Raw genomic sequence first — 13714 nt, forward strand, 5'->3', positions numbered from 1 at the left:
TTTGAAAACTCAAAAAGAAGATTTAAAAACGGTAGCTATTGTTAATAATAACGGGAGTGAACTCCAGGTTCTTAACTATGGTGCTGCTGTTATAAGCCTTAAAATAAAAGATAAGGCCGGGAATAAAGTGAATGTGGTGGTTAGCCCGCGGGCAGAAGAATTTATAACTTCGGCCTATAAAGAGCATAATAAATGTTTTGGTGCTTCGGTGGGGCGTTATGCCGGTAGAATTTCCAATGGGGAGTTTCAGTTGGATAATACTACCTATAAATTAAATGAAACCAATAATGTTCATCTTCACGGCGGCGAGAATGGATTTCAGTATAAAATATGGAAAATTGAAGAAGAGGAAGTGGCGCCCAATCCTTCAGTAAAACTAACTTATTTCAGCAAGGACGGGGAAGAATATTATCCTGGGAATTTACAGGTTGAGGTTAAATATACGCTTACTGAAAATGATGAATTGCTTATAGAATATTCGGCTAAAACCGATAAAAAAACTGTGATTAATCTTACCAATCATACTTATTTTAACCTTAATGGAGGTGGCAGTATAAGCGATCATTTTTTAAAGATTGAAGCTGAAAAAATCCTTGAAGTAGATAAAAACTTATTGCCTACCGGTAATTTAACCAAACTTAAAAAGCATCCTAAAAACTTTATTGAAGGTAAATTAATTGGAAACAGGAGCCTGGATGATACCTATGTTTTAAAATCTGATAAAGATGAAGTTGCGGCAAGGCTTTTTGCTCCTTTAACCGGAATAAAGATGGAAGTAAAAACCAATCAAAAAGCACTGGTGGCTTATGCTCCAGAAAACCTTCCGGAAGATTTGAATTACCATACCGAAATCGCTGAAGAATATCCTTCGTTATGTTTAGAGGCACAAAATTTCCCTGATGCTCCTAATTTTAGAAACTTTCCTGAAGCGGTTTTAAAACCGGGAGATCAGTACTACAATTGGATCTCATATAACTTCTCGGTTAGCGGTCAATAATAAGTTTATGCCTTAAGTAGGATCAAAACTCATATATAATTTTATATTTAACAAAATTTTTAAATAAGCTATGGTTGGAATTTTATCATTCATTGGTTTTACCCTATTAGTGGCTGTAATTGCCTATTTAGCCACCAGAAAAACCGATGAAAGTACAAGTGATGGATATTTTCTTGGTGGAAGGAGCCTTACTGCAGGAGTTATTGCAGGTTCGGTTTTACTCACAAATTTATCTACAGAACAAATTGTAGGTTTAAATGGCCAGGCTTTTAGTGAAGGAATTTTAGTAATGGCCTGGGAAACCCTTGCAGCCATAGCCATAGTAATAACCGCATTATTCTTACTACCACGTTATTTAAAAGGAGGGCTAACCACAGTACCACAATTTTTAGAAAAACGTTTTGATAGAGGAACCAAAACCCTGGTTTCGGCGCTATTCCTATCGGGGTATATGATTATTTTCTTACCTATTGTTTTGTATTCCGGTGCATTAGCAATTAGTACGATGTTCGGAATTCCTGAAATGTTGGGAGTTAGTGCAAATACCGCCTTATGGCTTACGGTATGGGGGATAGGGATCGTAGGATCTATTTACGCAATTTTTGGAGGGTTAAAAGCTGTAGCAGTTTCAGATACTATTAATGCTGTAGGTTTACTCGTAGGAGGTTTGTTAATTCCCATTTTTGGACTTATGGCTATTGGAGACGGCGGAATTATTAATGGGCTGGAAGTTTTAGTAGATTCTAATCCCGAGAAGTTTAATTCTATTGGAGGGCCTGAAGCTTCGGTTCCTTTTTCAACAATATTTACCGGAATGATGCTTGTGCAATTATTTTACTGGGGAACCAACCAGGCAATTATTCAGCGAGCTCTGGCGGCTAAAAACCTTAGGGAAGGCCAAAAAGGTCTAATGCTAGCTGCTTTTATAAAGATTCTCGGGCCAATTATCGTAGTTCTTCCGGGTATTATTGCCTGGCATATGTTTCAGGGCGATTTAGAGAATGCCGACCAGGCATATCCTGCTTTGGTAAATGCGGTACTACCACCGGTGCTTACAGGATTTTTTGCGGCTGTACTTTTCGGTGCAATTTTGAGTTCTTTCAATTCAGCATTAAACAGTTCGGTTACCCTTTTTGGAATAGATATTTACAAACAATATTTTAACCAGGAAGCCAGTGAAGCGAAAGTAGTAAAACAAGGAAAACGCTTTGGAATATTCCTGGCCATTGGAGCTATGCTTATTGCGCCTTTTATAGCCAATGCGCCCCAGGGGCTTTTTGGGTATTTGCAGGAAGTAAACGGAAGTTACAGTATTCCAATTTTAACTATTGTTATTGTAGGTTATCTTACTAAACGAATTCCAGCGATTGCGGCTAAAGTGGCTATTTTTAGTGGGGTTGGGTTCTATTTAATCTATTTAGGACTAAAGTATTTTGTGGTAGGAGAAGATGCACTACCGCATTACCTTCACGTAATGGCGATATTATTTGTTCTGAACGTACTTATTATGTTTATAATCGGTAAATGGAAACCAAGAATTGAACCTTTTATTTTAGATTATACCAGGCAGGTAGATATTCAACCCTGGAAACTGGTAAAACCGGTTGGGCTTGGAATTGTGGTACTCGTGGTATTTATCTATGTATATTTTGCTCAATAATTAAGTGCAAAATCCGAGCTTAAAGAATTTTTATATCTTAGTTTAAACTTCAATTTTTAATGAAACCGTTTCAAAAGGATTTCTACATTCAAGAAGATAAAATGTACGTGGCTACAGACTGCGTAATTTTTGGATTTGATGAAGGAAACCTGAAGCTTCTCATTTTTAAAAGAAGGGTTAAACCACTTATGGGAACCTGGTCTCTTATAGGAAGTTTTGTGAAATTGGATGAAGATGTGAAAGAAGCCGCAAAACGTGTTTTAAAGGAAATAACCGGCCTGGAAAACGTGTTTATGGAAGAACTAAAAACCTATGGCACCACGTTTCGTGATCCTGGATATAGAACTATTTCTATTGCCCAGTATGCTTTAATAAGAATTGGCGAGTATGATAAGGAACTGGTAGAGAGACATGGAGCGCATTGGTATGATATAGAAGATGTGCCAGATTTGGTGCTGGAACATAATCAAATGGTAAAAGATGCCCTGCTTAGAATACGCAGAAAAGCCAGGTATAAACCCATAGGATTCGAATTACTTCCAGAGAAATTTACCATTCCACAATTACAAAAGCTTTATGAGGCCGTTTATCATAAAGAAATCGATTCCCGAAACTTTAGAAAAAAAGTACTTTCCTTAAATGTGTTGGTTAAATTAGACGAAAAAGATATGTCTACTTCGCGGCGCGGTGCATTTTTATACAAATTTGACCGCAAAAAATACCTGAAACTTCAAGAGTCCGGCTTCAATTTTGAAATCGCCTAATTGAAGTTTTTTCTTCTAAAATGTGTTAAGAAAATTTTAAAAAAAATCTATTCCGAAAAATTTGTTTTCTGAAAATTAATTGTAAATTTTACGTTTATAATAATTTGCGAAGAAAAGATAGTTGTGGAATACATATTTGAGTCAATCGTTTTTCCTTCAGCCTTGTTTTTATAATTAAAGTCTTATTCCCGGTGAGTTTCACCTGAATTTTGACTTTTCTATTTTCTATTTTATTATACCAACTTAATATATAAATAATGGACAAGAAATTCACAAGACGTAATGCGTTAAAAAGTATAGCCATTGGTTCAGGGGTTTTGAGCCTGGGTGGAGTAGCATCTTCTTTTGCTGCTATGAAATATATAGATAACAACAGCTTACCTAATAGAAAAAAGAACAATGTTAAGCATTCGGTTTGCCGATGGTGTTTTCAGAATATTCCTTTAGATGAATTTGCAAAAACCTGTGCGAGTATGGGAATTCAGGCAATAGATCTTTTAAAACCTTCAGAATGGGATACAGTGGAAAAATATGGCCTGGTTTGTTCTATGGCAACAGACGATTTTGCCAGTATTGAAAATGGATTTAATGAGCCAAAAAACCATAAAGATCTTCAGGAAAAATATAAGGGTTTAATTGATAAAGCTTCAAAACATAACATTAAAAACGTAATTGTTTTCTCGGGAAATAGACGCGGAATGGATGAGAAAACCGGAATTAAAAATTGCTCAAAAGGTTTAAAGCCGCTGCTTAAATACGCTAAAAAGAAAAATGTAAACCTGGTAATGGAGTTGCTTAACAGTAAGGTTAATCATCCAGATTATATGGCAGATCATACCGAATGGGGTGTTGCCCTGGCTGAAGAAATGGGAGCAGATAACTTTAAATTGCTCTACGACATTTACCATATGCAGGTAATGGAAGGAGATATTATTGCTACAATTAAAAAGCACCATAAACACATAAATCATTATCACACTGCCGGAGTTCCCGGTCGTAACGAAATTGGTGATACCCAGGAACTTTTTTATCCTGCAATTATGAAAGCCATTGTAGAAACCGGTTTTGAAGGTTTTGTTGCCCAGGAATTTATTCCTACCAATTCCGATGAAATTTCTTCATTAAAGAAAGCTATTGAAATTTGTGATGTTTAAAATTTATATATGAAGAAGAGATTTTTGCTGAGTTTTATATTTTTTGTAATCAGTTTTATAAGTTTTGCCCAGGAAAAAGAAGATGTTTACGTAGATAATGAAGGCCTGATGCGTTGGGGGCATAACGATGCAGAAGTCAAAGGTTTTGGAGTCAATTATTCGGTACCTTTTGCGCACGGCTATCGAAGTGGTGAGAAATTAGGTATAGATCTAAAAAAAGCGATAGATAAGGATGTTTATCATTTTTCCCGACTCGGTTTTGATCTTTATAGAATTCACGTTTGGGATACTGAAATTAGTGATGAAGAAGGCAATTTAATAGTAAACGAACATCTCGAGTTATTTGATTATTTATTGAAAAAGCTCAAGGAACGTGATATAAATTTCGTGGTTACACCCATTGCCTATTGGGGAAATGGCTGGCCGGAACCCGATGAAGATACTCCCGGATTTTCTAACAAATACGAAAAAGCCGGAAGCTTAACTGAGCCCGGTGCTATTAAAGCTCAGGAAAATTATTTGAAGCAATTCCTGAATCACGTGAATCCGCATACGGGCGTAGCTTATAAAAATGAGCCAAACCTTATTGCTTTTGAAATTAGCAACGAACCGCACCATAAAGGAGAGCCTGAAGAAGTGCAGGAATTCATTGAGAAAATGGTGAAATCAATGAAAAGCACCGGCTCTAAGAAACCAATTTTCTATAATGTAAGTCATAGTATTCATCTCGCCGAATCTTATTTTGATGCTGGAATAGATGGCGGAACTTTTCAATGGTACCCAACAGGATTGGGGTTTCAGAAGGAATTGGAAGGGAATTTGTTACCAAATGTAAACGATTATCATATTCCGTTTAATGATGTAATTGAAGAAAATAACGCGGCGAAACTCGTGTACGAATTTGATGCCGCCGATGTGATGAAATCTTATATCTATCCTGCAATGGCAAGGAGTTTCCGGGAAGCCGGAATCCAGATAGGAACTCACTTCGCTTACGATCCTACTTATTTGGCGTTTGGAAATACCGAATACAATACGCACTATATGAACCTGGCCTACACGCCACAAAAAGCCCTTTCCTTAATGATTGTGGGAGAGATTTTTCATCAGGTTCCTGTAAATAGTGATTTTGGTATTTATCCAGAAAACCTGGAATTTCAGGATTTTACGATTGATTATGAAAAGGATCTCGCGGTATTAAATTCTGAAGAAAAATTTATTTATACCAATACGAATGATAATCAGCCAAAATCCTTAAAAAACCTCAAGCAAGTTGCCGGTTTTGGTAATTCTGAAGTGGTTAAATATGAAGGTAAAGGCGCCTATTTTCTCGATAAATTAGACGACGGTGTTTGGCGATTGGAAGTAATGCCTGATGCTATTTTGGTCGATAATCCTTTTGGAAGCAACAGCCTTGAAAAAACCGTTGCGGTGATCAAATGGAATGAATGGGAAATGACTTTAGATTTTGCCGGTTTAAATGAAGACTTTAGCCTGAAAGTTTTAAACAAAGACAATGAGTTTACACCTGAAGTTAAGGGGAAAACTTTTAAAATTCGTCCCGGAACTTATCTTTTGAAAAATAAAGGAGCCGAAATTGATGAAAATTCAGATATAAATTTAAGGTTCGAGCTGGAAGAGTTTACCGCTCCCGAAAGTACCGTAGCGCAAACTTATGTTATGCACCATCCGATAAAAGAACTTACCGAGAATTCTTCAGCAGAAATTAATGCAGAGATCGTTTCAGACAAAGAAATAGAAAAAGTAGAAGCCTGGCTGCAAAACGGGAATACTTATGAAGCTATTGAGCTTAAGAATAATAACGCTTATAATTATTCGGCGGAAATTCCGGAAAATGTGTTGAAAAATGGCTTTTTGGAGTATCGAATTATCGTTACTACTAATAAAGGAAAAGAAACTTTCCCCGGTGAAGTTTCTGGAAGTCCTGAAGATTGGGATTTTTATTTTGAAGAGGTATATACCACACAAATTGTAAAAGAGACTAAACCGCTTTATATTTTTAATGCTTCAGAAGACGAAGATTATGTAGTAGGCGAGTGGAGCCCTGAAAATAAGCTCGTGCCAACTGATATTCCGGGCGAAGCAGAATATCAGGTAAAAGTGGAGAAACTTTTTGAAAAAGATGTTGAAAACCCTGAGGCAGAACCGGTTTACGATTACTCTTTTCGATATAATTTCAATAGAAAAATTACGGGTCGTAAAAGCGAGTTAAATTCCAAAAATAGCCTTGTGATCAAAGCCAGAGCATTAACCGAAAGAACAGATAAACTTCAAATTGCCTTGGTAATGAAAAACGGAGCGGCTTTTGGAACTACATTAGATCTTGACCAGGAGACCAAAACTTATAAAATTGATCTTTCCGCTTTAAAACCGGTTAAAACAGTGAGTCTGCCAAGACCTTATCCTTCATTTTTACCGTTTTATTTCGAACATTCTTATGAAGGCGATTTTGAATTAGAAAATACAGAAGCGCTGCAATTTTCAATCGGCCCGGGAATTGAAGATATTAAGCTGGAAAAGCCGCAGGGAGTTGGGATTATTTCGGTGAGTTTGGAATAATAAAATGAAAAAGGCGGTTTGAATAAACTTCATTCGTCAAGCTGAACTTGTTTCAGCTTCTAACTTGTTCTAATTGCTAGCATCTTAGATTCTGAAATGAATTCAGAATGACGAGTTAAAAATATTTTCCTTCCTACAAACAAAAATGCCTTTTGAAAATTTTCAAAAGGCATTTTTTATCTAATCTAAACCAGAGACTATCCGCATTTGGAAGAGCCGCAATCCTGACAGGTAAGGCAGCCTTCCTGATAGATAAGATTAGATGAATTACAATTGGTACATTTTTGTTTCTTGGCAACGGTACCATCGGCGATAAAGCGTTTTAGCGCCCTGGCAACTCCGTTTTTCCAGGTGTTTATAGATTCACTGTCTAGCTGCAGGCTGCTTATTAAATCTACAACCTTTTCAATTGGCATCCCGTGTCTAAGCGTGGTAGAGATCAATTTAGCATAATTCCAGTATTCCGGGTTGAATTTATGCGATAAGCCTTCTATAGTTGTCTTGTAACCTCGTTTGTTTTCATATTGGAAATCGTAACGAGAAGTTCCATCTTCATTTCTAGCTTTTATAATTGTCCCTTCAGTTACCCAGCGTGGAAGCAGAATTCCTTCTTCATCATCGGCAAAACCGGTGAAGATCTCGTAAGGTCTATCGTCAATTAAGCCAATGAAAGCAATCCATTTGTCTTTGTTATTCTGAAAACGAACCACATCTGCAGTTAAGCTTTGCGGACGAGTAGTTGGGAATGGCGTATTGTTTTCTTCTTCAGCCTCTTCTTTTTTCTCTTCGTTAGAAATTAGAACTCCAGAGCGAGAACCATCACGATACACGGTAACTCCTTTGCAACCGGCTTGCCAGGCTTCTAAATATAGCTGACCAACCAATTCTTCGGTAGCATCGTTTGGTAAATTAATGGTCACACTAATAGAGTGATCTACCCATTTTTGTACAGCTCCCTGCATTCTTACTTTACTCAGCCAATCAACATCGTTAGAAGTGGCTTTGTAGTAAGGAGAAGCTTTTACAAGTTTGTCCAGCTCGGCTTGTGTATAATCATCGGTTATTTCGTGGCCATTAACCTTCATCCATTCTTTAAATCGATGGTGGAAAACCACGTATTCTTCCCAGGAATCGCCAACTTCATCTACAAAATCTACACGGGAATCTTTATCGTTAGGATTTACTTTTCTTCTTCGTTTGTAAACAGGCATAAATACCGGCTCAATTCCAGAACTGGTTTGCGTCATTAAACTCGTAGTACCTGTAGGAGCAATAGTAAGTAAAGCAATATTACGGCGGCCGTATTCCAGCATATCATAATACAATTTCTCATCTGCCTCTTTAAGTCGAAGAATAAAAGGATTTTCTTTTTCTCTTTCTGAATCAAAAATTCCGAAAGCACCTCTTTCTTTTGCTGCATAAACTGAAGCTCTGTAAGCTTCAATAGCGATGTGCTTATGGATTTTTACTGAAAAATCTACACCTTCATCACTTCCGTATTTAATACCTAAAGCGGCAAGCATATCACCTTCAGCAGTGATGCCAATTCCGGTTCTTCTACCTTCTTTAGCTTTGGTTTGAATGTTTTTCCAAAGATTATATTCTACACCTTTAATTTCTGAACCTTCAGGATCTGCTTCAATTTTAGCAAGAATTGCATCAATTTTTTCTAATTCAAGATCAATGATATCGTCCATAATGCGCTGTGCAGCGGCAATATGTTTTTTGAAAAGTTCAAAATTGAAAGAAGCCTCTTTAGTAAACGGATTTTCTACATAAGAAAATAAGTTTATAGCTAACAGCCTACATGAATCATAAGGACAAAGCGGAATCTCCCCACATGGGTTGGTAGAAACCGTTTTGTAACCAAGATCGGCATAACAATCTGGGACCGATTCGTTAATTACGGTATCCCAGAAAAGAATTCCAGGCTCAGCCGATTTCCAGGCGTTATGTACTATTTTTTTCCAAAGCTTATTAGCTTCGATCTCTTTAGATTTCTTCGGATTTTCGCTAAAAATTGGATATTTCTGAACATAATTGCGATCTTCTTTAACCGAGCGCATAAATTCGTCATCAATTCTTACCGATACATTGGCGCCGGTTACTTTTCCCTGCTCCATTTTTGCATCTATAAAGTCTTCAGAATCTGGGTGATTAATAGAAACAGAAAGCATAAGCGCTCCACGACGCCCATCCTGCGCAACTTCACGAGTGGAGTTAGAATATCGTTCCATAAAAGGAACGATACCGGTAGAAGTAAGGGCAGAGTTTTTTACCGCCGAGCCTTTTGGGCGAATGTGGGAAAGGTCATGACCAACACCACCACGGCGTTTCATAAGCTGAACCTGTTCTTGGTCTATTTTCATAATCCCTCCATAAGAATCTGAATCGCCATCGTTACCAATTACGAAACAGTTAGAAAGGGAAGCAATTTGATAAGGGTTACCTATACCGGCCATTGGGCTACCTTGAGGGACAATATATTTAAAGTCTTTAATAAGGTCAAAAACCTCATCTTCACTCATTGGGTTTGGGTAGCGTTGCTCTACACGGGAAATTTCTTTTGCAATTCTACGATGCATATCGTTTGGCGTAAGCTCATAAATATTCCCCTGGGAATCTTTAAGCGCATACTTATTTACCCACACCCGTGCGGCTAAATCATCTCCTTTAAAATAGTCTAACGAAGCTTTAAAAGCCTCATCCTGGCTATAAGTCTTAGGAGCGGCGGTAGTAGTGTTCACACCCATATTAATTTTAGATTTTGGATTAGTAATAGTTTCAAGCGGAATGTAAATATAGACAAAGAAGTACAAGAATATAAAATCTTGTTAAAAAAAGTTATCAAACAAAAATTGTTAATAAGCTTATTATCAGTTAAATATGAATTTATCAACATTTGAAAGTTGACAAATTTGTAAAAAAATAGAATTAAAGTTTGTGCGGGAGTAAATTGCTGAAGCTGAAGTAGAGAAAGTGATTTTTACTGGATAATCGGCACTAAATGCTCCGAGGACTGCCTCGAAATCAAATTAAATTTTTCAATAATAATGCGTGAATTTGCTCCAAAATTCTTTACTGAATTATAGCTTAAAATCTACGAATATTTTAGTTGAATTTAAACAAAAACGGTCACCTATGTAATAACATCTTTTAAGAAAGATGCTATTACATAACCACAAAGATTTATAGAAAGCTATTATTTAATTTTATGTCCTTTAACTGCAAAAAACCATATATATAAATAACTTGGGATAACAATCCAGTAAGCTGATTGCGGATCAAAGGTATCAGCAAGATAGCCATAAATAAGTGGTAAGATTGCACCTCCCGCCAGGGCCATAATTAAAAATGAAGATCCAATTTTAGTAAACCTACCCAATCCGTGTAGTGCAAGTGGCCATATGGCCGGGAATACCAGGGCATTAGCAAGACCTAACAAAGAAATACTTAAGACCGATATGTATCCATTTGTAAAAATGGCGACCAGGCCCAATATTATTCCTAATATTCCAGAGAGCTGTAAGGCATTCTGCTGACTAATATATTTTGGAATCGTTACGGTACCAATTAGATAACCAACAATCATTGCAATTAATGTATAAGTGGTGAAAAATTTAGCTACATTGGTAGGGATATCGTGGGCATCTCGGGCATAGCTAATCACTGTATCCCCGGCAATTACTTCCACACCAACGTAAAGAAACATTGCAAGGGTACCCAATAATAAATTAGGGAATTGTAAAACATTGGTTTTATTTTTATTGGCGGCTGCGAGAGTTTCATCTTCTTCATCAGTTTTAATTTCAGGTAATGATGAATAGTAAATTAAAACAGAAAGGCCTATAAGGATTATTGCCATTACAATATATGGTGTTATTACCCGTGCTGAAAGCGCATCCAGTTCAGCGGCTTTTTCTACCGCATTCATCCCAGTAAGGCTCGCTTCCACTTTGTCCATATTTTTAAGCAAAATAGCACCAAAGATGATTGGGGCCAGTGCTCCTGCAAGTTTGTTACAGATTCCCATTATACTCATCCGTTTTGCCGCACTTTCAATAGGACCTAGAATGGTAATATAAGGGTTAGCAGCAGATTGCAGCAGGGCTAAACCAGTGCCTTGAACAAATAATCCGAATAAGAATAAAACGTAAGTTCTTGATATAGCCGCTGGAATAAAAATTAGGGCACCAACAGCCATAACAACTAATCCCGTAGACATACCCTTTTTAAATCCTATTTTTTTTAGAACCCATGCCGAAGGTATTGCCATAACCAGATAGGAGATGTATGAGGCGAAAGCTACAAGGTAGGATTCAAAATTATTGAGCTGACTCGCTGTTTTGAGATATGGAATTAAGACAGAGTTCAACCAGGTAACGAAGCCGAAAATGAAAAATAATACTCCAATTATGATGATGGATTTGTTTGTTTCTTTAGTCATGGATTTATTTTTAATATTCTATTTACTTAAAACAGTATTGTGATAAAGGCTTAGCTCATTGCTCAATTTGCCTTTGGGTTATTTTATGATAATCGGTACATATTAGAATTTTAAGCGAAAAATTTACCAGTAACCCCGGTTACTGGATTTATAAAGAATACACTTAAAATTTTCATAGCAATATTTTTATAAGTTCTGTAAAGCCTTTTGAGCTTTATCTATCATTACAGAAGCTGATTTATTGTTAAGCTCATCTATTGTGAAAGAGGACAGTATTTTATCAATTTGTAAAAGCGCTTCAGTATTATTATTCCTTTTAAATTCAGACTTTAAGATTTGAATTTTTTCATAGGCTTGTATTCCAGCTAATAGCTTTTCAAAGCGTATAGATGTTCTTCCGCCCGGATAAATAAAATAGGTGTCTCCAGCTGCCCAGGTGGTAAACCTGCTGTCTAAAAGTGGCTCCAGAACCCAACTGTTGTAAGCCCAACGTAAAAAACCATCTAACTTTTTATTGGCGGCATACCAGCCATACCATTCGGTTTCTGAAGGCTCACTAAAAGTGAAGCTATTGGGATAGGGATGGGAGCAACTGGTATAGAAAGTACTTGTTTTCCCCTGTTTTTTACGGGATTCAATAATTTTATCGGGATAATTTTCACTTAATGTAATTGAATAATCATCTATAGCATCAAACAATTCAGGATGACTATTACCTGCAAAAGATATTTTAAAATTCTTATCAGCATTTTTTATAACTTTCATAGCCGCTTCCATAGATTCCATAGGGCGTTCATCCATAGCGATATAAGTTTTATCAAACCATCCTTTTTCTTTTAAATGGGCAGCGAAGGCTTTAAGCATAGCTGTCCAGGAATTTTTGTATTCTTCCTCTCCGGGTTTGGTTTTAAGGTGTTTTGTAGTATTGGCAGCTTCATCAAAATAAGCAAAGCTTAGTTTCCAGGGAATCATACTGTAGGCATTAATTTGTTTGGTCACGCCTGAATCCATCATAAATTCTACCCACTTATCAAAAACATCAAAACTAAAATCCCATTTGCCATCAAGCTTCTTAGTCCACCGAACCATAGAATGAAAAGCATCCTGTGTTTGGCCATCCCAGGGACGGTCAATAATACTTGCTGTAATAGATTTTCCTCCAGCATTTACATAATGATGAATATCCTCTTCCATAGCTTTAAAGTGTTCATCACTCCATAAATCGGTTTTATAATATCGGGCTGCAGCATATGGATTTTGCCATAGATCCAGATGGAAGTTCCATTCTTTTGGAGCTGACAAACGGCGTTCTTCTACCGTAATAGTTATAAATAACTTTTTTAAAATTTTACTACCATCCTTTATTTTTAAAGTTCCCGAATAAAGCCCTGGTTTGGTATTCCGGGGAACCTGAATGGATAACCAGCCGGGTCTTGTAGTTTGTTTTAATACCTTGAAATCTTTTATTTTATGATCTATAACATCGGCCACTAAAGTTGAATCAAAGTTTGCCGGGACGCGATGGCCACAGGCTCCTTTTTGATCTTTATTAAGTTCATCGGTTAATACATAGCGAACAAATGCACTTTCTATTTGCTCCTTTGAAATAACCTGGTTATTATTTCTGTTTTTTAAATCTGATATTTCTACACTTAGGCTTAAATCTTTTTTTCCTGCTGAAACTACCCATTGGGCAGAAAGTTTTTCTCCCCTCCAGCCTTGCAGGTTTAAATCAGTTAAAAGTGAATCTTTCGATACCGGTTTTTCTTTCTCGTACCTCTTACTGGTTTTACCCCATCCCACTATAGTTCTTTGAGAATCATTCCAAAGTTTAACAGGAGTGGGAGTTGGGTTTGCTAATTCGTGATACGAATCAACTGGAAAAGGCATCTGGTTTGTGTGTTGCCCGGAGTGAGTGACTCCTTCCGGACTTTGTGCCTGAGAAAAATTGAACCAACCCAGGAGAATAATAGCGCTCCAGGTTTTTATTATTCTGAATTTTTTGAAAGTCATATGATGAAATTGAATATTATAATCAATTTAGCTTCTTGTAGCGCTAAATACTGCTTTTAGTGGATTAAAATCAATATTGATTTAGATGCTCAATTTGGT

8 protein-coding genes are annotated in these 13714 nt (G+C 36.8%); 5 read left to right on the plus strand and 3 right to left on the minus strand.

Translation table 11 applies throughout. From position 1 onward, the window contains the following. Nucleotide 1 precedes the first annotated feature (1 nt). The 5 genes from B4F31_RS12775 (at nt 2) to B4F31_RS12795 (ending at nt 7155) form a co-directional block, all read left to right on the plus strand. Entirely contained in the window at nt 2–997 is a 996-nt protein-coding gene (locus B4F31_RS12775) for an aldose epimerase family protein (RefSeq protein WP_083634161.1), read from the plus strand. 70 nt (nt 998–1067) lie between these two features. Next, the gene (locus B4F31_RS12780; protein WP_286761432.1) at nt 1068–2657 is read left to right on the plus strand and encodes a solute:sodium symporter family transporter; all 1590 of its coding nucleotides are present in this window, start codon (nt 1068–1070) and stop codon (nt 2655–2657) included. Between the two features lie 59 nt (nt 2658–2716). Continuing rightward, nucleotides 2717–3421: an NUDIX hydrolase gene (locus B4F31_RS12785; protein ID WP_093302044.1), complete on the plus strand. Its 705-nt coding sequence runs from the start codon at nt 2717–2719 to the stop codon at nt 3419–3421. Nucleotides 3422–3678: 257 nt separating this feature from the next. Then, nucleotides 3679–4575: a hydroxypyruvate isomerase family protein gene (locus B4F31_RS12790; RefSeq protein ID WP_286761433.1), complete on the plus strand. Its 897-nt coding sequence runs from the start codon at nt 3679–3681 to the stop codon at nt 4573–4575. Nucleotides 4576–4584: 9 nt separating this feature from the next. Continuing rightward, a complete protein-coding gene (locus B4F31_RS12795) occupies nt 4585–7155 on the plus strand; it encodes a hypothetical protein (RefSeq protein WP_286761434.1) in 2571 nt (856 codons plus the stop codon). 197 nt (nt 7156–7352) lie between these two features. On the opposite strand, the gene B4F31_RS12800 is transcribed toward B4F31_RS12795, so the two are convergent. The 3 genes from B4F31_RS12800 to B4F31_RS12810 form a co-directional block, all read right to left on the minus strand. Continuing rightward, entirely contained in the window at nt 7353–9908 is a 2556-nt protein-coding gene (locus B4F31_RS12800; protein WP_093302445.1) for an adenosylcobalamin-dependent ribonucleoside-diphosphate reductase, read from the minus strand. A gap of 449 nt (nt 9909–10357) precedes the next feature. After that, nucleotides 10358–11602, minus strand: coding sequence for a sugar MFS transporter (locus tag B4F31_RS12805; RefSeq protein ID WP_093302052.1), 1245 nt, complete (start codon nt 11600–11602; stop codon nt 10358–10360). A 186-nt stretch (nt 11603–11788) separates the two neighbouring features. Beyond that, complete coding sequence (locus tag B4F31_RS12810; protein ID WP_286761435.1) at nt 11789–13615, minus strand: DUF4091 domain-containing protein; 1827 nt, start codon at nt 13613–13615, stop codon at nt 11789–11791. Nucleotides 13616–13714: the final 99 nt, after the last annotated feature.

The organism is Salegentibacter sp. UBA1130 (assembly GCF_002311535.1).
Lineage (GTDB): Bacteria > Bacteroidota > Bacteroidia > Flavobacteriales > Flavobacteriaceae > Salegentibacter > Salegentibacter agarivorans.

Coding starts and splice junctions, on each gene's coding strand:
- B4F31_RS12780 (WP_286761432.1), top strand. CDS start 1,068: ATGGTTGGAATTTTATCATTCATTGGTTTTACCCTATTAGTGGCTGTA.
- B4F31_RS12785 (WP_093302044.1), top strand. CDS start 2,717: ATGAAACCGTTTCAAAAGGATTTCTACATTCAAGAAGATAAAATGTAC.
- B4F31_RS12790 (WP_286761433.1), top strand. CDS start 3,679: ATGGACAAGAAATTCACAAGACGTAATGCGTTAAAAAGTATAGCCATT.
- B4F31_RS12795 (WP_286761434.1), top strand. CDS start 4,585: ATGAAGAAGAGATTTTTGCTGAGTTTTATATTTTTTGTAATCAGTTTT.
- B4F31_RS12800 (WP_093302445.1), bottom strand. CDS start 9,908: ATGGGTGTGAACACTACTACCGCCGCTCCTAAGACTTATAGCCAGGAT.
- B4F31_RS12805 (WP_093302052.1), bottom strand. CDS start 11,602: ATGACTAAAGAAACAAACAAATCCATCATCATAATTGGAGTATTATTT.
- B4F31_RS12810 (WP_286761435.1), bottom strand. CDS start 13,615: ATGACTTTCAAAAAATTCAGAATAATAAAAACCTGGAGCGCTATTATT.